Here is a 20253-nt window from a genome sequence, read left to right as displayed (position 1 = left end):
CCGCGTATAACTTGTTTTGCTGGATAGGCGATAGGTAACAATCACAGGGATTATTGGGGGAGTGACAATGAAACGAGCGAGTAAATTAGCAATAGGTATCGCCCTGAGCTTAGGGGTAGTCGCTTGCAGTAGCAATGAGCCTACCGAGACTACGCAAGTGGTTGCAGACAAAGTATCCGGCGTTGAAAAGCAAAATTTTGATACTAATGTGCGCCATCAAGATGATTTTTATTACAGTGTTAATGGTCATTGGCTCGCTAATACGCCCATACCGGCTGATAAGTCTAATTATGGCGCTTTTTCAGTTTTGTACGAGCAAAGTCAGCAAGCATTAAAAACCATTATTGAGCAAGCTGCAGCAACCCCCAATAAAGCCATTGGCAGTAGCGAGCAAAAAGTGGGCGACTTTTATGCTAGCTATATGAATGAAACCCTAGTTGAAGAGCTGGGTGTGACGCCTTTAAGTGATGCGATGGCTGAAATAGCATTAGCCAAAGATCACAATGATATTGCAACATTAATGGGCAGTATGCTGATAAGCGGCACTAGCATGCCGTTTGGCTTTTACGTCAACAATGATGCCAAAAACTCCAGTGAATATGCCGTTTATTTATATCAATCGGGGTTAACACTGCCCGATAGAGACTATTATTTAAAAGATGATGCAAAGTTTGTCGCCAACCGAGATGCATTAAACGCGTACGTTGAGCAGTTGCTTACTAGCGCAAATTATGGCGACTCAAAGCGGGCTGCTGATAGCGTGGAGCAGATTGAAACTTTCATTGCTGACAGTCAGTGGAGCCGAGTTGAGTCTCGTGACGCCAATAAAAGTTACAACAAGATGAGCAAGCAAGCGCTGCAAGAATTGGTTGTTAATTTTGACTTTGTGCAGTTTGCTGTCGGCGCCGACATAGAGAAAGTGGAAGATGTCATTGTGCGTCAGCCATCGTATCTAGCAAAGTTTGGTGAGAAGTTTACCGAATTTTCGGTAGCACAGTGGCAGGACTATTTGGCATTTCACCTTGTTGATAGCTATGCCGAGTTGCTGAATAAAGAGATGGTTGATCTCCACTTTGGCTTCCATAGTAAAACCTTAATGGGAATAGAAGAACAAAAACCGCGCTGGAAAAAGGCGGTGGATGCTGCAGACCAAGTGATTGGCGAGTTGGTTGGTCAGGAATACGTTAAGCAGCACTTTAAGCCTGAAGCTAAAGCCCGCATGGAGCAATTGATTCAAAATTTGATTAAAGGTTTCGAGGTCAGTATCAACGAACTTGAGTGGATGACGCCGGCTACCAAAGTTGCTGCTCAAGAGAAGCTGTCTAAATTCACTTATAAAATTGGCTACCCTGACAAGTGGAAAGATTATTCTAATCTAAAAATTGAGGCTAATGATTTAGTCGGTAACTACCAACGATACGCCTTATTTGAGTATCAAAGGATGCAAGATAAGTTAGGAAAACCTATCGATCGCACCGAATGGTACATGACGCCACAGACGGTCAACGCCTATTACAATCCGGTGATGAATGAAATTGTGTTCCCTGCTGCGATCTTACAACCGCCATTTTTTAACATGGAAGCTGATGACGCCATCAACTATGGTGGTATTGGTGCCGTAATTGGCCATGAAATTAGCCACGGTTTTGATGACCAAGGCGCAAAATACGATGGTGATGGTAATCTGCGTAATTGGTGGTCTGATAAGGATCGAGAAGAGTTTAAAAAACGCGGTGCCCAACTATCAGCCCAATATAGTCAATATGAAGCGCTTCCGGGCAAGTTCGTCAATGGTGATTTGACCTTAGGTGAAAACATTGGAGATCTTGGTGGGTTAACTGTGGCTGCGCGCTCATATCAACTGAGTTTAAATGGCCAGCCCGCGCCAGTCATTGAAGGCTTTACCGGCGAGCAACGGGTGTTTATTGGTTGGTCACAGGTTTGGCGTCGTAACTATCGTGATGAAGAGTTAGGAAGACGTTTATTGACTGACTCGCACTCTCCTAGCCATTTCAGAGCTATGGGGACACCAAGGAATATTCCCGCATTTTATGATGCTTTTGGTGTCACTGAGTCTGACAAAATGTACTTGGCACCAGAGCAAAGGGTGAAGATTTGGTAGCCTGCTACGGCTACTAAGCCTAATTGGCACTCGTACCTTAATAATAAAGCCCACCTTTCATGGTGGGCTTTATGTTATTCAGTATAAAGATGTGATTGTGCTGAATAGATGATCTGCTTTTCTTTTGAGCGTGCTGAATTTATCGCTAATTGATCACTGGCCGACCTAGATCAATTAGCTAATAGTAACTCAGCTAATTGATCTAGATTGGCGAGCTGATGTTCGGCGAGAACCCAGCGTGCTTGTTGTGCCTGCTCTGCGGCTGGAATGATACAGGTTTGCATATTGGCAGCTTTTGCCGCAATTAGGCCGTTGAAGGAGTCCTCAATAGCGAGGCATTGGTGGGGAGCAATGCCTAATTGTTGGGCACAAAGGAGGTAGACTTCAGGGTGAGGTTTCCCATAGCGTAAATCTTCGGCCGATTGGATGGCATTAAAATACTGGCCAATCTGTAGCTTGTTTAAAACAGCCTCAATAATTGCCGTGGATGAGGATGTGGCAAGCCCAATATGATAATGGTGCTGCCTACAATAATTGAGCGCATTTTCAACCCCTTTCATTGCGCTGCCGTTTTGCTTAATCTGCGCAACGACCTTATCTACAATGGCTTTGGCAGTATTCGCGTTATCATAATTCGCCCAAGGATAGCGTTGATACCAGTAGCTGACAACTTGATCAATTCTTAGCCCAGTTGTTTGTAAGGTGTCTTCATAACTGAGTGGTAAACCTAAGGCTTGCATTGTTTCAAATTCTGCCTGCTGCCAGCTAGGTTCAGAATCGATGAGCACGCCATCCATGTCAAAAATGATGGCTTTGATTCCGTTTGAAGTCATAGTCATTTCCTATCTTCATTATAACCTAGATGAATAGTAGTCTAAATTCACATCATTCAATGCTTATTTTACTGTAAAAATATAGCTTATATCAGTAACAAAGTTGAGAAAAGGAAATGAATTAAATTATTTTAATCTATTAATTATCATTGGTTTATAGGGTTTTCGATGAATGTCTAATAGAATTTAAACAACAACAGAGTAAGCTCAAACAGTATCCCTGTGACGTATGAGGATATTTTGTTCAGCAAGAGTGTGATCTGATTCATACTTTTTCAAAGCTAGTGTATAATGCGAGCCAGAAAAAAGGGTAGAGCCTGCCGGACTGTTAGCTTCAAATGTGAAGATGTGCAGTTTCGCTGTTAGAACGCCAAACAAAGAGGAATGTTGCCGTGCTAGAAGCATATCGTAAACACGTCGAAGAACGTGCTGCAGAGGGCGTAGTCCCTAAACCACTCGATGCTCATCAAGTGGCCGAGTTAGTCGAACTTGTAAAAAATCCACCTGCTGGTGAAGAAGCGGTCATTATTGACCTGCTAGAAAACCGTATTCCGCCTGGTGTTGATGAAGCGGCTTACGTTAAAGCTGGCTTTTTAGATGCTGTTGCGAAAGGTGATGTTACTTCTCCTATCCTTTCTGCTGAGCGCGCAGTTGAGCTACTAGGTACGATGCAAGGCGGTTATAACATTGAGCCTTTGATTGCACAGCTTGATGATGACGCAAAAGCACCGCTAGCAGTTAAAGCGCTATCGAATACGTTATTGATGTTTGATGCTTACCATGATGTGGTAGAGAAAATGCAGGCAGGTAACGCTGCAGCGAAGCAGGTAGTTGAGTCATGGGCAAACGCGGACTGGTTCCTAAACCGTCCTAAGCTTACTGAAAAAGTGACCCTAACGGTATTTAAAGTCACTGGTGAAACTAACACCGATGATCTTTCACCAGCGCCAGATGCTTGGTCTCGTCCTGATATCCCACTACACGCATTAGCGATGTTGAAAAATGCTCGTGATGGCATTGTGCCTGACGAAGCTGGTGTTATCGGTCCGATTAAAGAAATTGAGTCATTAAAAGAAAAAGGCCATCCACTTGTTTATGTGGGTGACGTTGTTGGTACTGGTTCATCACGTAAGTCAGCCACTAACTCAGTACTATGGTTCATGGGTGATGATATCCCTAATGTACCTAACAAGCGTGCTGGCGGTTTCTGTTTGGGTGGCAAAATTGCACCAATCTTCTTCAACACTATGGAAGATGCTGGTGCCCTGCCAATCGAGCTTGATGTTAGCAAGATGAATATGGGTGATGTGATTGACATCTATCCGTATGAAGGTGTGGTTAAGCTAAATGGTACTGATGAAGTTATCTCTACTTTTGAGCTAAAAACTGAAGTGTTGCTAGATGAAGTTCGTGCTGGTGGTCGTATTCCATTGATCATTGGTCGTGGCTTAACGGACCGTGCACGTGAAACTCTTAGTCTAGGTGTTTCTGAGGTCTTTGTTCGCCCAGGCGCGGTTGCTGATACCGGTAAAGGTTATACCTTAGCGCAGAAGATGGTTGGTAAAGCTTGTGGTGTTCAAGGTATTCGTCCAGGCCAATACTGTGAGCCTAAGATGACGTCTGTGGGTTCACAAGATACTACCGGTCCAATGACCCGTGATGAGCTAAAAGATTTAGCGTGTCTTGGTTTTAGTGCAGATTTGACCATGCAGTCATTCTGTCACACCGCTGCATATCCTAAGCCTGTTGATGTGAATACTCATCAGACACTACCTGACTTCATTATGAATCGTGGCGGTGTATCGCTACGCCCAGGTGACGGTGTTATTCACTCTTGGTTAAACCGTATGCTACTGCCTGATACTGTCGGTACAGGTGGTGACTCGCATACGCGTTTCCCATTAGGTATTTCATTCCCAGCAGGTTCTGGTCTTGTTGCTTTCGCAGCTGCGACAGGCGTGATGCCACTGGATATGCCAGAGTCTATTCTTGTGCGCTTTAAAGGTGAAATGCAGCCAGGTATCACACTACGTGACCTAGTACATGCTATCCCTCATAAAGCCATTGAGATGGGTCTGCTAACTGTTGAGAAGAAAGGCAAGATCAATGCTTTCTCTGGTCGCGTACTTGAGATTGAAGGTCTAGAGCACCTGAAAGTAGAGCAAGCTTTTGAGCTTTCTGATGCATCAGCTGAGCGTAGTGCTGCAGGTTGTACAATCAAGCTAGACAAGGCCCCAATCATTGAATACCTAAACTCTAACATCGTAATGTTGAAGTGGATGATCAGTGAAGGTTATGGTGATCGCCGTACTATTGAGCGTCGTATTAAAGCGATGCAAGAGTGGATTGCTAACCCTGAGCTAATGGAAGCTGACAGCGATGCAGAATATGCTGAAGTGATTGAAATTGATTTGAATGAAATCAAAGAACCAATCCTTTGCGCACCAAACGATCCTGATGATGCGGTACTACTTTCATCCGTCGTTGATACTAAGATCGACGAAGTATTCGTTGGTTCTTGTATGACGAATATCGGTCACTTCCGTGCTACCGGTAAGATGCTAGACAAGTTTGCTAAGACACTGCCTACGCGTCTCTGGATTGCACCGCCAACCAAGATGGATAAAGACCAACTCACTGAAGAAGGTTACTACGCAATCTTTGGACGTGTTGGTGCACGTATTGAGATCCCTGGTTGTTCACTGTGTATGGGTAACCAAGCCCGTGTTGCTGAGAACTCAACCGTTGTTTCTACCTCAACGCGTAACTTCCCCAATCGTCTAGGTACAGGTGCGAATGTTTATCTTGCATCAGCAGAGCTTGCAGCCGTCGCGGCATTGCTAGGACGCTTACCATCTCCTGCTGAGTATCAAGAGTACGCTAAAGAGTTAGATGCAACCGCAGCTGACACTTATCGTTACTTGAACTTTGATGAGATTAAGTCGTACACCGACAAAGCGGATAACGTGATTTTCCAATCAGCGGTGTAATCGCCAACGATTGTGATTAACATGCCAACTAAAAAGGCCAGCTATGTAGCTGGCCTTTTTGTTATCGATTGAGCAGTTAGTGACTGCGAGTGGCTAAGCTCAATGAAAAACTAAGCGAAATTAAGAGTGCTTGGCGTGTAGCACTTCTAGCAGCTTATCTTCAAGCTCAAAGCGGGTTTCCATAGCATGACCGAGCGAAGACAAATCTTTATCTAGTTGATAAAGGCCTTTATCATCTTCTGCTGCGGTATATTTATCGTTAAAGTCCAGTGCCATGTCGGTGGTTTCGCTGATCTTTGGCACTAAGTTTTGTGCAAAAGATTGACTGGATTCACCGTTTTTCTCACAGGCGGTGACGACGCGATCATAAACTTCAAAGTGCCCTTCAGAGACATAATCCATTAACTCATCGCAAAAGGCTTTGACTGTGGTGATTTCCGGCAGCGAGTTTTCTGTCGACTCGTATGGAGGAATGCCCGCAATTTGACAGTATTTAATCAATAGTTTGCGACGATGGTTGAGCCACTGATCAATCAGTGTGTTCGCACCGCCCCATTTCTGTTCGACCTTTTCTAACTGTCTGAGCATGATCTTCCCCATAAAGTAATCGTCCTTAGATTCTAATGTAGGTGAGAACGGCGGCTTTGATCAACCATTTTCGTCTATTAATGGCTGATATTTTAGTCTTAACTGGCTGTGGTTTTCTCCGTAAGGTAAGCAAAATGTCATGATGTGACGATATATTTGTGTTTTCTTAAGCTAAGTGATGGCTGTTACGGTTCTATTAGCACTGAGCTTTACTTGCGATTTAGTGACTGTTTTGTTGTGGTGACTGCGTTGTTGTGTGGTAATGGCTAACAAAGTGACCGCGATGATATACTTTTAAGGTATTGTTTATTGAGCAAAAAATAAAATGCCCAGCGATAGAAATCTATCGCTGGGCGAGGAAAGTTTTTACGGGCTCGATGCGACGAGCTTCTTGATTGTTCTTGCTAGCGCAGACTTTTTATACCAAAGGCTGCATAGCCGTGCAACTTTTTTCTTTCAATCTGCGTACAAATACCCACATAAATATTATTGGCTTTGCTCAATAAATCTCACTATTTTGCAAAAACTGTGTCGTATATCGTCTTCAAACAAATATGCAGCGGCTTTTGTCACATAAATGTATAGACACTGGTTACTTTATTCTCGCAAATGCTAAACTACCGACCCATGCGGATATCACAACAAGTTAGGAATAAAGCCAAATGGCAGAATTAAAGAATGATCGTTATTTACGTGCGTTATTAAAACAGCCTGTCGATAGAACTCCTATTTGGATGATGCGCCAAGCCGGCCGTTATCTTCCAGAATATAAAGCGACGCGTGCCGAAGCCGGTGACTTTATGTCGCTTTGTAAAAACAAAGAACTTGCTTGCGAAGTGACCTTGCAGCCTCTACGTCGCTACGATCTTGATGCGGCTATCTTATTCTCAGACATTCTGACAATTCCTGATGCCATGGGTCTTGGACTTTACTTTGAAACAGGTGAAGGCCCACGTTTTGAGCGTCCAACTGATACCATTGATTCGATCAAAAAGCTATGCGTACCGGATCCAGAAATCGAACTAAAATATGTTATGGATGCCGTTAGCACTATTCGTCGCGAGCTTAAAGGTGACGTGCCACTAATTGGTTTCTCTGGTTCTCCATGGACACTAGCAACCTATATGGTTGAAGGTGGTTCAAGCAAGACTTTTGAAAAGATCAAAAAAATGGCTTACGAAGAGCCAGCGACATTGCACATGTTGCTAGATAAGCTAGCTGATTCAGTGACGTCCTACCTTAATGCACAGGTTGCTAATGGTGCACAGTCTTTGATGATTTTCGATTCATGGGGGGGCGCGCTATCGCACCATGCTTACCGTGAGTTCTCTCTACGCTATATGCAAAAAATCGTTGATGGTCTGACTCGTCATGCTGACGGTCGCCAAGTACCAGTTACCTTATTCACTAAAGGTGGCGGTCTATGGCTAGAAGCGATGGCGGAAACTGGCTGTGATGCATTGGGTCTAGACTGGACCGTTGATATTGGTGATGCACGTCGTCGTGTGGGCGAGAAAGTTGCACTACAAGGTAACATGGACCCATCTGTGCTTTATGGTACGCCAGAGCGCATCCATCAAGAAGTGGATCAAATCCTATCTTCTTATGGTGAAGGTACAGGCCATGTATTTAACCTAGGCCATGGTATCCATCAACATGTTAACCCAGAGCATGCTGGTGCGTTCATTAACTCTGTACATGAGTTATCGCCTAAGTATCACAAGTAATTGATGCTGACTGCAGGTTTGTTTTATTCGGGCATACTTTAGTCAATTTGACCATGACCCCTTAACAAACCTCTGTTGATAAAGGCCCGCTAATGCGGGCTTTTTTGTATGTGCTAATTGAGGGATTCAAGCGCGAGCTTAAAGGTACTGCCTTTTCCAGGGTTGCTATCAATCTGAATGTCGTACTCGAGCAAGGCTACAAGCTGTCTAACGATGGCCAGCCCGACACCAAGTTGTGGCAGGCTATCGGCACTTTCAAGCCTTGCCTGACTGCTCGACAGCTGCTTCAGAGCATTGAGTTCATGTTTATGCATTCCCGAGCCATTATCGCTGATATGCAACCAAAGCTGCTCTTGTTGTTGAGTCAAACTAATGTTGATAAAACCGCCCTTAGGTGTGTAGCGAATGGCATTATCAATCAGGTTATTCAGCACTCGGGTGAGTAGTTGTGGATCGCTATTAATCATCAATTGTGGATCGGCATTGAAGTTGAGTTCAACATTTTGTTTGGTTGCCCGCGGAGCAAACTGCAATTTTAAATCATTGAGCAGTTGTAGCAGGTTCACTACTTGTTTGTGCACTTGGATTTGGCCATTTTCTAGTGCTGTCAGTTGTAATATTTGACTGAGCAATTGCTGCAATTGTTCACCAGAACGGGCGGCAATCTCAATAAGCTCTCTGTCTTGCTTGTGTTCGGGTAGAAGTAACCAAGTATCAATATAGCCTTGTAGCGAGGTCAGTGGTGTTTTCAAGTCATGGGACAGGTGCAACATAAACTCTTGTCTTGCCTGTTGCTGATTGGCAAGGTCGCGGTGTTGCTGGTGGACGCGATTGAGGAGTTGATTAATGTCGTCGGTAAGAGCCTTAATCTCTTTCGGTGCATGCTTTTTTTGTGTCAGCTGCATCGCTTGTTGCCCATCTTTACTTAGCTGACGTAGTCGTTTAGCCAGTTGATCCGTTGGACGGGTAAAATAGCGGATAAGCAATACAAATAAGGTCATTGCAAAGATAAAGCTAATCACAGCGCCAGATGCCCAATGGGTTAGCTGTTGCTGTTTGCTGGTTAAGCTTTGCCAACTGTCAAATAGCTCACCACCAATAATAACGTACAGATAACCGGTTTTGTTGCCACTGGGCGTTTGTAATTCTGTTACTGAAAAAATTTTGTCATTGTCATTTGAGCGAGGATCTTGGCTCAAAATCGGCAGACTAGCAGCAGCTAAAAATTGCTGGATTGGCGCAACATCGATCTGCTGCCGTTTGATTTTTTCCTCTTTCGCATCGTAGGCGATGACGTTTCCGTTTAAGTCTAGGGTATAGATTTCGAAACTTGGCCCTAGCAGCATAAAGTCGTGAAATGCTTCTTTTAATGCAGCATCGGAGGTGACTCCTTGAGACAGTAGCGGATTGATATGTGCCATATGACTGGCTAACTCTTGATGCAAGGATTGCTGCACCAGTTGGGCGCTGCGAGTTTGGTTATGAGTAAACCATTGCCACAATGCCATGCACAGAATAAACACTGTGACTGTTGCGGAGATGAGTATGCGTCCAAATAAACTGTTCATGGTGGGTTCTTAATGTGCAGGAGGAGAGAACTTATAGCCAACGCCCCAGACTGTTTTAACCAGCTCTTTAGTCCATGGGTCGCGAGACAACTTAGATCGTAGTCGGTTGATGTGGCTGTTTACGGTGTGCTCGTAGCCAGAATAGCTGTATCCCCAAACCGCTTCTAGCAGTTGCATACGACTAAATACCTGCTTGGGATGTCTGGCTAAAAATAGCAGTAAATCAAACTCGCGAGCTGTCAGCTCTAGGCTGGTGTCGTCTGCCATGACTTCTCGGGTGTTACAGTCAATGGTGAGCTTTTCAAAGGTTAGCTGCTCAGAATGTCGCTCAGCCTGTTGCTCAAATTGGCGTCGCAGTCTTGCTTTGACCCTTGCTCTAAGTTCAAGGACGCTAAAGGGTTTGACTAAATAGTCGTCCGCGCCGGACTCAAGTCCTAGTACCACATCTGCTTCACTGTCTCTGGCGGTGATCACTAAACAGGGAGGCAATTGCCCTTGCTGATAGAGCTGCTGGCATAAGGTGAGGCCATCGCCATCTGGCAGCATTCTATCTAGTAAGAGCAAATCATAATGCTGCTTAGCCATCATTTTTTGAGCTTGGTTCAAGGTTGCTGCGTGATTGACTTGGTAGTTGAGTGACGTCAGGTTCAGCTGAATAAGATCGGCTAGATCTAACTCATCCTCTACTAGCAAGATTTTTTGCTTGGATTGAGTCGCCGATACCAGATTTCCTGTTTGCATATCGAACTCCTAAAGTTGATCACGTTGAAGTAGACCAACCTTAGGCGATATTTATTACGAACTTTTTTAACAAATTACTATTCAGTTCGGCTAATGCTAATACTAACTACTGGGTTATCAAAGCGATGTGAGCTATTGAGTACTGAGTCTGCTAGGCCATCATCTGCAGTTATTACACCGGGATGTATATAGACAAAGTCGACATCATCACGCTCAGCATTAAAGCCTTCTCCGCCATCAGCAGGCCCAGGAATGGTGCCTTTGAACTCACTGTTGGCTTCGGTACCCGCATCATAGGCGTTAGCCGTCATGCGTACCGAGTCATCAACCATTAACGCTTTAACTGAATAGCTGTTTAGGCCAGTGAATGCATCATTGGTATTGACTAACATTGTTAGCACCGACAGTGAGTCAACATCCGCCTCTGGCACGTTAATCATTACCGTCTCGCTCATACCAGGCATGATAACACCGGTGCCGTTAACCAATTGGTTAATGGCTTCCATAGCTTCATAACCTGCGCTACTCCCTGACTCTGCAAGTGTTTCTAAAGCGGTACTTGCCATACTGCCAGTTTGCCATGCTTTGTAGTCACTACTTGTTGCAAGCACCGCAACAGGTGAAAGCGGTTGATTGGCTGTAAGGTTAGTGACAGTGACCGCAAAGCTATATTCAACAGCAGGCGCTGGTGCTGGAGCGGGTGCCGGTTGTGGAGTTGGCGCTGGATTATCATTGTCTGAACAGGCTGATAAACTGGCGATCGCTGCCGCTAGCATTATCACGCGCATTGGACGCCTTGTTATGTTTGTAAGCATCATAATGACTCTCCTACTTCACAGTTACAGTCAGGCGAGCGACCGGGTTTAGCCAACGGTGAACGCGACTATCTAAATCACTCATACCGCCGTTGACATCAGTATCACCAAGTACACCTGGATGGACGTGAACTTTATCGTTGCTGCTGGCATCCATTACACCGCTACCGTTAGCACCGCCATCACCACCTGGCGCCGCAGGAATGCCCGGAACCCCTGGCATACCACCACCATTGATGATTTCGTCATTAGCTTCAGTGCCGGCATCATAAGCATTGATGTTGACTGTGTAGGTGCCTGGTGTGGTTGGGATTTCCCAGCTATTTAAGCCAATGAAAGCGTCATTGGTTGGTAGCACCATTGCAACAACAGATAAGTGAGTCATGGTTTGGGTGTCGAAGGCCATCATGGTAGTTTTTTGCCCTGGAGCCATTAAGCCTCCAGCTAAATTGGCAATGGAGACACCGCCAGCGTCGGCAACTGCCATATCTAAATCACCAATATCGCCGCCTTCAGCCATTTTCTGTAAAGCGGGACTTGCCATTTCTCCTGCATTGAAAAGTTGAATATCGCTATTGTGGGCAGCGACGAGTACCGGCGTAAAATGATTGCCATGGGTGAGGTTAACTAGACTGATTTCAAGTTCAGCAGCTGCGGTAGAGAAAGTCATCAGCGTACTAAGGGCCATCGCACCATATAGAGGTTTAAGGTTCATTGTCGAGCTCCTGTTTGATGTTTTATTTGAGAACAGGATTAAGTGTGCGCGACCAATCTCACCGATTTGTGTCCTATTTATAACAAAAGTTTCACATTTTGCGTTTGGCGAGTTTTCTGCGAAAAAGGTCTAAAAATCGATAGTTAACCAGCATAATCTAGTTAACTAATGCGCTATATCAAAGCGGAATGTGTCAAATATCATACTCTACTGCCTATTAAAGCAACGGCCGGAATCTCAGTGGTTTTAACCCTTGAGTATTTGCTGTATTTTGCTTGCGGCTCCTCACACCTGTGGGGACGTAGCAGCTAACTTAGGACACCATGATTTAACATGCACATTGGCAAAAAATTAGGCATTTTTGTAGTTTGCTTTTGTCTAACCGCAATCGTGGTGGTTTCGTCTGCACTGAGCTTTTGGTTTGAACATCGCATTACTGAGTTACGCCTTAATGCCTTTAATACCGAGCTGCAAAATATTGAAGAGCAATTGCAACGTGATATTCGTCAGCTTGCATTGCTTACCCAAATTTATGCCGCGCCTATTGCCAAGCTTCCCTCCAAGCAGCGGGCGGGTTTTGATCAGGCGTGGCAGCAAAGCCAGTTAGGTGATCAATTTGGTTTATACCTTGTTGATGAAAACCACGAAATAACCGCACTCTCTTCAGCCTACAGCGATTTGCAAATTAACCAATTAGAGGAAATTGCAGCTGAGCTTATCGGTCTGCAAGCACCAAAATCGGGATTATATCGCAGCGAAGAGCGTGACTTTATTGTCAGTGCCGTACCGATTTCCAGTACTAGCTCGGTATTGATGGCGCGTAAACTCGCATCAAGTCAGCTGCAAAAATATGGCCTACCCGGTTTAGTTAATCATATTGCGTTATTAGCTGGGCCGGCGGTTGATAAAGTCAGTAAGAAGCAGCACAGCTATGCTGCCGATCTTAGTGTACCGTTATTGACTTCCACAGAGACTTTGCATTTACAAGTCGACTTTGCACAAAGCGCCTTTGAGCAAGTCGAGCTTAAATATGATTGGGTCACTTACCTGATCATAGCGGCCGGCATATTACTTTTAGTGTTGGGCTATGGATGGTTGCGTAAGAGTATTATTAGACCCTTTAAACATTTGATGCAGCAGCTTGATCAAATTGACCCTAATGCCACTCATTATCGTCAATTACAAGGCCAAGGCTGCGCCGAACTCATTGTGATGGCGGCCAGTGTCAATCGGCTACTTGAGCGAATATTTCTGCAAAAAGAGCGCGCTAAAACCACACTCGAATCGATTGCTGAAGCGGTTATCCTTACTAATACCCAAGCCAAAGTGGTTTATCTCAATCGTCAAGCGGAGCAACTACTGGCGACCACCAATGCACAAGCATGTGGCATCTCGATGGCGACATTGCTTCGCGATGATAGCGATATACAGCAAGCGATTTTTCTTGCCATAAGGCAACAACCGGCTAAACCGATTGTCAGTAAAATAAAGGTGCTTGCTGGTGGTCCTAAAGTGATGGAGCGCAGTATCAACTACCTTAGGGATCATCAACAAGCTGTTATTGGCACGGTGATTGTGCTTAGAGATATCACTCAAGAAGAGCTGTTAACCCGTCAACTGCGCCGCCGCTTGAGCTACGACCCTGTGACCTCACTGCTTAATCGCTGCGCGTTTGAACAGAAGTTAGCTGATTTTGGTCAAGGCTCGCAGACTGTTGCCTTGTGTTACTTCGACTTGGAACAATTTAAATTAATTAATGATTCATGCGGCCATAATGCCGGTGATCAGATTCTGAAAATGGTAGCCAAGGCCATTCAGTCCTGTGTTGATGATGATGGATTATTGGCTAGGTTAGGTGGTGATGAGTTTGGCTTGGCATTGCGCAATCATAGTGCCGTTGAGGTGGCCCAATTAGCCAAACAGATCATCCATGCTATCACCTTACAAGTGCTTGAGTATCAAGGTTGTCATTATCGCGTTGGCGTTAGTACCGGTGTGGCATTAGCCAGAGCGCCATTTATTGATGCCAAAGAGTTGCTCAAAGATGCCGATATTGCCTGTATTGCAGCCAAGCAGAAAGGCTGTAATCAAATCCATTTTTATGATGACAAAGATAAAGATCTTAATTACCAACGAAATGCTCCCAAGTGGGCGGTACGGATCGCCCAGGCTATCGAGCACAACGAGTTGTTACTTTATTATCAGCCGATTAAAAGTATGCAGGATTCAACATCTCGGCGACGCATGGAAATCTTATTGCGGATCCAAGAGCCTTGTGGGCGGATATTGTCTCCGGCACAATTTATTGCCGCCGCTGAGCGTTTTAAGTTGATGACTGACGTAGATAAAGAGGTGATTCGAAAAACCTTTTTATGGTTGTCGCTGAATGAACATCTGTGGGCTGATCATTGTCTTTCGATTAATTTGTCTGGCAATAGTCTAGGCGCTGAAGGCATGGTGGACTATATCGCTGAGCAGTTAAGACGTTTTGATATTCCCAGTAGCTGTATCTGTTTTGAAATAACCGAAACCAGTGCCATTCAAAATCGCAACCGTGCCATGGATATGCTTAATCGACTTCGTAAACTCGGATTCGCGTTCGCGTTAGATGATTTTGGTAGCGGCTTTGCGTCATATGGATATTTGCGGGAGCTGCCAGTCGATTACGTTAAAATCGACGGCTGCTTTGTAAAAACCATTGCCAGTAATGCCAAGGACTTTGCTATCGTAAAATCTATCCATGATGTGTGCCGCGTAATGGGAATTGAGACCGTTGCTGAGTTTGTTGAGAATCAAGAGATCATTGATAAGCTCGATGTGATTGGGATTAACTATGCGCAAGGTTATGCCATCGGTCGTCCGCAAAGCCTTGATCTTTATCAGAAGAAAGTGGTGCCTATCTCAGCTAAAGCGATTGCATAAATTCAATTGATGTCACTATTCCAATCAGTTAGCTAAGGCTTGAAGTTTAGCAATCCCTGTGTGAAGTTAGCCCATTGGGGTGAGTTTGACGCATGAAGGGGATTAAACGATGCAGCAGTTACATGACAAAGTAGTGATCATTACCGGGGCTTCCGAAGGCATAGGACGCGCATTAGCCAAAGCCATGGCACCTTTAGGTTGCCAGTTGCTGCTCACCGCCCGTAATCAACAGCGACTCGACTCGTTAGCCAACGAGATTGCAACCAATGGTTACCCCTTGCCAACGGTTTGCTCTGCAGACGTTACCGATACCTCACAGTGCCAGCAATTGATTGATACTTGCATGGCGACGTACGGTCGTTTAGATATTTTGATTAATAATGCCGGTATGACCATGTGGTCGCGATTCGATGAACTCAGTGACTTATCGATTTTAGATAAGCTTATGCAGGTCAACTATATTGCGCCTGCGCGGTTGACTCATTGCGCGTTACCTAGTCTAAAAGCCTCACAAGGACAGGTGGTTGTGGTGGCTTCTGTCGCTGGATTGACCGGTGTGCCAACGCGGTCAGGGTATGCCGCCTCAAAACATGCGGTGATGGGATTTTTTGATTCGTTACGCATCGAACTGGCCGATGACAATGTTGCTGTCACTACGATTTGTCCCGATTTTGTGGTCTCTGAAATTCATAAGCGGGCGTTAGATGGACAAGGTCAACCACTCGGTGCAACGCCGATGCAGGAAGCAAAAATAATGACCGCAGATGCCTGCGCGCAAATGATGTTACCTGTGATAGCAAAGCGTCACCGCACCATGATCACCTCAGTACGTGGTCGTTTAGGTCGTTGGGTTAGACTTATTGCGCCGAAATTCATCGACAACATTGCCCGAAAGGCGATTGCCTCTGGGCATTGATGTTAGCTTATAGATTTTGATTTCAATAAGTTAATAGCGTCAGATACCACCGGTAATATCTACATAATTGCCGGTAGAAAAAGCGGACTTATCAGATGCTAGCCAATAGATAGCTTCGGCGACTTCCTCAGGATAGCCGCCACGTTGCAAGGGGATAATGGGCTTAAGCCTTTCTATGCGGTCAGGTTCGCCGCCATCGGCATGCATGTCGGTATAGATAAACCCTGGACGCACGCAGTTGACTCTGATCCCTTCTGCTGCAACTTCTAATGCCAAACCTTTGGTCAGGGTATCTATGGCGCCTTTAGATGCAGCGTAGTCAATATATTCATTGGGTGAACCGGAACGGGCTGCGCCCGATGAGACATTAACAATAGCGCCGCCACTACCACCATGACGGGTCGACATGCGTTTAACTGCTTCTCGGCTGCAAATAAAGTAGCTAGTGACATTGTTGACGAGCAGTGAGTTAACTCTGTCAGCAGTCATATCTTCTAGGCGTGATTGGGGGCGCAATATACCCGCATTATTGACCAATACAGACAGAGGGCCCAACTGCTTGTCTATGGTTTCAAATAGTCTTACTACCTCAGGTTCACTAGCCACATCTGCTTGTACTGTAATGCATTTTCCACCATTATGGATAATCTCTTCAGCAACTGTGTTGGCGGCCTCGGCATTGCTTTTGTAATTAATACAAACGGCATAGTTCTTGCCAGCAAAAAGCTTAGCTGTTGCTGCGCCAATGCCTCTACCTGCGCCGGTAATCAACACCACTTTTTGTTTGTTCATTAGCTATCCTTGGGTGACTAAATTTAATGAAACATTGTGTTTATTTAGCTCTTTATACCAATCGGCATAAAGATGTGATCGCTCAGTGAGAGTTTAGTGCTTCTGAGACAAGGCAACGAATGAAGGGCATAGTTACTCTACGTTCAAGTTCATTTACACAGTATCAGAAGTGCTAAAACCCGCCCTTTGGGAGCTTTTTTGGCTGCCTACTTCTTCGTTGAATAACTTCCCAATAGAACCACTATTACTTAAGTTGTTCGTCCCGAACTAGTTTGCCAAAAATAGCTCTGAGTAGATCACTTTCTTATGCCGATTGGTATTAATGTAGCCAAACTGTATCCCTTAAGGCAACAAAAAGCCCAGCACTTGGCTGGGCTTTAAGTCGTCGCTTAAGTGGCTAATTTTTTAGCTTTCGCGAGCGATAGCGCGGTAGGCAATATCGGTACGGAAGTACACATCATCCCAGTGGATAGCATCGACAAGTCCGTATGCTGATTGCTGCGCTTCAGTGACGGTATTACCGAGTGCTGTAGCACATAATACACGGCCGCCGTTAGTCACTACGTGGCCGTCTTGCATCGCGGTACCAGCGTGGAATACTTTAGCGTCGTTGTTACCTAAGCTTAGGCCATCAATAACATCGTGCTTGCGGTATGCATCAGGATAACCACCAGCAGCCATAACTACACCCACAGCTGCACGAGAGTCGAACTCAGCCGTGACTTTGTCAAGCTCGCCACGGGTTGCAGCAAGGCATAGCTCAACCAGATCCGACTTCAGACGCATCATGATAGGCTGAGTTTCTGGGTCACCAAAGCGGCAGTTGTATTCCAGAACTTTAGCGCTGCCATCTGGTGCAATCATTAGGCCTGCGTATAGGAATCCAGTGTACACATTGCCTTCAGCTGCCATTCCATCAACGGTTGGACGAATGACATTTTCAATAGTCCAGTCATGAACGGCTTGGGTAACAACAGGTGCAGGAGAGTAAGCGCCCATACCACCAGTATTTGGACCGTGATCGCCATTGTCGCGGGCCTTATGGTCTTGGCTGCTAGCCATTGCAAGAATATTTTTACCGTCAACCATGACAATAAAGCTAGCTTCTTCACCTTTAAGGAACTCTTCAATGACCACGCGAGAACCGGCATCACCAAAGCGGTTACCTGCTAGCATATCTTCAATGGCTGCATCAGCTTGTGCTTGGTCAGCGGCAATGATGACCCCTTTACCAGCGGCTAGGCCATCAGCTTTAATCACAATTGGGAAGCCAGTAGTGGCGGTAACTTCGGCCACGTAAGCTTTGGCTGGAGCAATTTCAGTGAAGTTTGAATACGCCGCAGTAGGGATATTATGGCGAGCTAAAAAGTCCTTGGTGAAGGCCTTTGAAGATTCTAGCTGCGCAGCCCCTTGTGTTGGGCCAAAGATAGGTAGCTTAGCTTCGTTAAATGCGTCGACAACACCCAGTGCCAATGGCACTTCTGGGCCCACAATAGTGATGGCAATCGCTTGCTCTTGGGCAAAAGCAACAAGGGCTGCGGTGTCTTCGACTTTGATGTCGATATTTTCGAGTTTAGGTTCAAGCGAAGTGCCTGCATTACCTGGCGCGACGTAAACTGTGTCAACTTGTGCTGATTGTGCCGCTTTCCAAGCAAGCGCGTGCTCGCGACCGCCACTACCAATAACTAATACTTTCATATCTTTACCTTTTATAGCTGCGCCACTTTACCTATCTTTACATCAAGCATGTTCATGTATTGGGATACGTGAACATGCTTTCTTTGGTCTAGGAAAAATGGCTTGCTCTAAACGTTAAAAATCAATTTTGTTTATGCGCGAAAGAAGCAGGTTACCACTTAATTCGCGTCTACTATTTAATGGCGGAAGTGGCGCATGCCAGTAAATACCATTGCCATACCGTGCTCGTCAGCTGCGGCGATGATCTCCTCATCGCGGATAGAGCCACCAGGCTGAATGATGCAGCTAATACCTGCAGCAGCAGCGGCGTCAATACCGTCGCGGAATGGGAAGAAAGCATCAGATGCCATTACTGAGTTCTGTACTTCTAAACCTTCATCAGCGGCTTTAATTCCAGCCACTTTAGCACTATATACTCGGCTCATTTGACCTGCGCCAACACCGATAGTCATGCTGTTTTTGGCATAAACAATCGCGTTTGATTTTACAAACTTGGCGACTTTCCAGCAGAACATCAAATCTTTCATTTCTGCTTCGGTTGGCTGACGCTTCGATACCACTTTGACATCGTCCAGTCCGACCATACCTTGGTCACGGTCTTGTAACAACAAACCACCATTAACGCGCTTGTAGTCAAGGCTGGTGGTTTTGTTGCTCCACTGGCCGCACTCAAGTAGACGTACATTGGCTTTAGCTGCAACCACGTCGCGGGCCGCTTGGCTTACAGTTGGGGCTATAATGACTTCAACGAACTGACGTTCAACAATCGCACTAGCTGTTGCCGCATCAAGCTCACCATTGAAGGCGATAATGCCACCAAAAGCTGAAGTCGGATCCGTTTGGAACGCACGGTTGTAGGCTTCAAGTAAATCTTTACCAATGGCTACACCACAAGGGTTGGCATGCTTAACGATAACGCACGCTGGCTCATCAAATTCCTTAACGCACTCTAGTGCGGCATCAGTATCTGCAATGTTGTTATATGACAGTGCTTTACCTTGCAGCTGAACCGCTGTAGCCACAGAGGCTTCATCAAGGTTAGTGTCAACATAGAAGGCTGCAGTTTGGTGGCTGTTTTCACCGTAGCGCAAGTCTTGCTTTTTGACTAATTGGGTATTGTAAGTGCGTGGGAATTTAGAATCTTCATGGCACTCATCTTTACTATGCGCTGGAACTTTAGTGCCGAAGTAGTTGGCAATCATGCCATCATAGGCAGCGGTATGTTCAAATGCCGCAATCGCTAGATCGAAACGTGTTTCCAATGTGGTACTACCGTTATTGGCTTGCATTTCGGCGATAACACGGTCGTAATCGCTAGCATTAACAATAATAGTGGTATCTTTATGGTTTTTCGCCGTTGAGCGCACCATGGTCGGGCCACCGATATCGATGTTTTCCACGGCATCCGCTAAGGTGCAACCTTCTTTTGCGACTGTGTCTGCAAAGGGATATAAGTTGACGGCGACTAAGTCGATTGGATTGATGTTGTTTTGTTCCATCACGGCTTCATCAACACCGCGGCGAGCAAGGATACCACCGTGCACTTTAGGGTGTAATGTTTTGACGCGACCGTCCATGATTTCTGGGTGACCAGTGTAGTCCGACACTTCAATGACAGGCACACCATTATCTGCCAACAAGCGGGCGGTGCCACCAGTAGAAAGCAGTTCTACGCCTTGGGCATGCAATGCTTTAGCAAACTCAAGGATTCCGGTTTTATCTGAAACGCTTAACAGCGCGCGACGAATGGGTCTGGCATTATTCATTTTGGGTACAGGGTCCAGTAGTTATATTTAAGGATCTTTCGGAAAACAGAACAAATGATC

The 20253-nt window shown here is 45.5% G+C and carries 14 protein-coding genes; 5 read left to right on the top strand and 9 right to left on the bottom strand.

The window, feature by feature from the left end; all coding sequences use genetic code 11:
- Positions 1–67 precede the first annotated feature (67 nt).
- The gene (locus tag ACHUFW_RS14065) at positions 68–2122 is read left to right on the top strand and encodes a M13 family metallopeptidase (protein WP_394203975.1); all 2055 of its coding nucleotides are present in this window, start codon (positions 68–70) and stop codon (positions 2120–2122) included.
- 170 nt (positions 2123–2292) lie between these two features.
- Here ACHUFW_RS14065 and hxpB read toward each other — a convergent pair whose 3' ends face one another.
- Positions 2293–2955, bottom strand: a complete 663-nt coding sequence (gene hxpB / locus ACHUFW_RS14060; protein ID WP_394203974.1) for a hexitol phosphatase HxpB — start codon at positions 2953–2955, stop codon at positions 2293–2295.
- A gap of 392 nt (positions 2956–3347) precedes the next feature.
- Between hxpB and acnB the strand changes: the two genes are divergently transcribed.
- On the top strand, positions 3348–5945 hold the full coding sequence (acnB, locus tag ACHUFW_RS14055) for a bifunctional aconitate hydratase 2/2-methylisocitrate dehydratase (RefSeq protein WP_394203973.1): 2598 nt from the start codon (positions 3348–3350) through the stop codon (positions 5943–5945).
- A gap of 120 nt (positions 5946–6065) precedes the next feature.
- On the opposite strand, the gene rsd is transcribed toward acnB, so the two are convergent.
- Entirely contained in the window at positions 6066–6533 is a 468-nt protein-coding gene (gene rsd / locus ACHUFW_RS14050; RefSeq protein ID WP_394203972.1) for a sigma D regulator, read from the bottom strand.
- A 662-nt stretch (positions 6534–7195) separates the two neighbouring features.
- On the opposite strand from rsd, the gene hemE reads away from it, so the two are divergent.
- Entirely contained in the window at positions 7196–8260 is a 1065-nt protein-coding gene (hemE, locus tag ACHUFW_RS14045) for a uroporphyrinogen decarboxylase (RefSeq protein WP_028773334.1), read from the top strand.
- Positions 8261–8373: 113 nt separating this feature from the next.
- Here hemE and ACHUFW_RS14040 read toward each other — a convergent pair whose 3' ends face one another.
- From ACHUFW_RS14040 to ACHUFW_RS14025, 4 genes are all read right to left on the bottom strand, one after another.
- A complete protein-coding gene (locus ACHUFW_RS14040; RefSeq protein ID WP_394203971.1) occupies positions 8374–9828 on the bottom strand; it encodes a sensor histidine kinase in 1455 nt (484 codons plus the stop codon).
- 9 nt (positions 9829–9837) lie between these two features.
- Positions 9838–10569, bottom strand: a complete 732-nt coding sequence (locus tag ACHUFW_RS14035) for a response regulator transcription factor (RefSeq protein ID WP_394203970.1) — start codon at positions 10567–10569, stop codon at positions 9838–9840.
- A gap of 77 nt (positions 10570–10646) precedes the next feature.
- The gene (locus tag ACHUFW_RS14030) at positions 10647–11387 is read right to left on the bottom strand and encodes a spondin domain-containing protein (protein ID WP_394203969.1); all 741 of its coding nucleotides are present in this window, start codon (positions 11385–11387) and stop codon (positions 10647–10649) included.
- Between the two features lie 10 nt (positions 11388–11397).
- Entirely contained in the window at positions 11398–12099 is a 702-nt protein-coding gene (locus ACHUFW_RS14025) for a spondin domain-containing protein (protein ID WP_394203968.1), read from the bottom strand.
- 333 nt (positions 12100–12432) lie between these two features.
- On the opposite strand from ACHUFW_RS14025, the gene ACHUFW_RS14020 reads away from it, so the two are divergent.
- Together ACHUFW_RS14020 and ACHUFW_RS14015 are read left to right on the top strand one after the other, a co-directional pair.
- Entirely contained in the window at positions 12433–15021 is a 2589-nt protein-coding gene (locus tag ACHUFW_RS14020; RefSeq protein WP_394203967.1) for an EAL domain-containing protein, read from the top strand.
- Positions 15022–15130: 109 nt separating this feature from the next.
- Positions 15131–15937 (top strand): SDR family oxidoreductase, encoded by an 807-nt coding sequence (locus ACHUFW_RS14015; RefSeq protein WP_394203966.1) that lies wholly within the window; start codon positions 15131–15133, stop codon positions 15935–15937.
- A 39-nt stretch (positions 15938–15976) separates the two neighbouring features.
- On the opposite strand, the gene ACHUFW_RS14010 is transcribed toward ACHUFW_RS14015, so the two are convergent.
- The 3 genes from ACHUFW_RS14010 to purH all read right to left on the bottom strand — a co-directional run bounded on the left by ACHUFW_RS14010 (position 15977) and on the right by purH (position 20193).
- Positions 15977–16729: an SDR family oxidoreductase gene (locus ACHUFW_RS14010; protein WP_394203965.1), complete on the bottom strand. Its 753-nt coding sequence runs from the start codon at positions 16727–16729 to the stop codon at positions 15977–15979.
- Between the two features lie 405 nt (positions 16730–17134).
- A complete protein-coding gene (gene purD / locus ACHUFW_RS14005) occupies positions 17135–18427 on the bottom strand; it encodes a phosphoribosylamine--glycine ligase (RefSeq protein WP_394203964.1) in 1293 nt (430 codons plus the stop codon).
- A gap of 176 nt (positions 18428–18603) precedes the next feature.
- Entirely contained in the window at positions 18604–20193 is a 1590-nt protein-coding gene (purH, locus tag ACHUFW_RS14000) for a bifunctional phosphoribosylaminoimidazolecarboxamide formyltransferase/IMP cyclohydrolase (protein ID WP_394203963.1), read from the bottom strand.
- Positions 20194–20253 lie beyond the last annotated feature (60 nt).

This window comes from Shewanella waksmanii (assembly GCF_043643685.1).
Classification (GTDB): domain Bacteria; phylum Pseudomonadota; class Gammaproteobacteria; order Enterobacterales; family Shewanellaceae; genus Shewanella; species Shewanella waksmanii_A.
The sequence above is the reverse complement of the archived record's forward strand: the minus strand, read 5'-3'. Positions and strand labels throughout refer to the sequence as shown.

Excerpts from the sequence above, each read along its gene's own strand:
- ACHUFW_RS14065 (WP_394203975.1), top strand. The coding sequence starts at position 68 with ATGAAACGAGCGAGTAAATTAGCAATAGGTATCGCCCTGAGCTTAGGG.
- hxpB (WP_394203974.1), bottom strand. The coding sequence starts at position 2,955 with ATGACTTCAAACGGAATCAAAGCCATCATTTTTGACATGGATGGCGTG.
- rsd (WP_394203972.1), bottom strand. The coding sequence starts at position 6,533 with ATGCTCAGACAGTTAGAAAAGGTCGAACAGAAATGGGGCGGTGCGAAC.
- hemE (WP_028773334.1), top strand. The coding sequence starts at position 7,196 with ATGGCAGAATTAAAGAATGATCGTTATTTACGTGCGTTATTAAAACAG.
- ACHUFW_RS14040 (WP_394203971.1), bottom strand. The coding sequence starts at position 9,828 with ATGAACAGTTTATTTGGACGCATACTCATCTCCGCAACAGTCACAGTG.
- ACHUFW_RS14035 (WP_394203970.1), bottom strand. The coding sequence starts at position 10,569 with ATGCAAACAGGAAATCTGGTATCGGCGACTCAATCCAAGCAAAAAATC.
- ACHUFW_RS14030 (WP_394203969.1), bottom strand. The coding sequence starts at position 11,387 with ATGATGCTTACAAACATAACAAGGCGTCCAATGCGCGTGATAATGCTA.
- ACHUFW_RS14025 (WP_394203968.1), bottom strand. The coding sequence starts at position 12,099 with ATGAACCTTAAACCTCTATATGGTGCGATGGCCCTTAGTACGCTGATG.
- ACHUFW_RS14020 (WP_394203967.1), top strand. The coding sequence starts at position 12,433 with ATGCACATTGGCAAAAAATTAGGCATTTTTGTAGTTTGCTTTTGTCTA.
- ACHUFW_RS14015 (WP_394203966.1), top strand. The coding sequence starts at position 15,131 with ATGCAGCAGTTACATGACAAAGTAGTGATCATTACCGGGGCTTCCGAA.
- ACHUFW_RS14010 (WP_394203965.1), bottom strand. The coding sequence starts at position 16,729 with ATGAACAAACAAAAAGTGGTGTTGATTACCGGCGCAGGTAGAGGCATT.
- purD (WP_394203964.1), bottom strand. The coding sequence starts at position 18,427 with ATGAAAGTATTAGTTATTGGTAGTGGCGGTCGCGAGCACGCGCTTGCT.
- purH (WP_394203963.1), bottom strand. The coding sequence starts at position 20,193 with ATGAATAATGCCAGACCCATTCGTCGCGCGCTGTTAAGCGTTTCAGAT.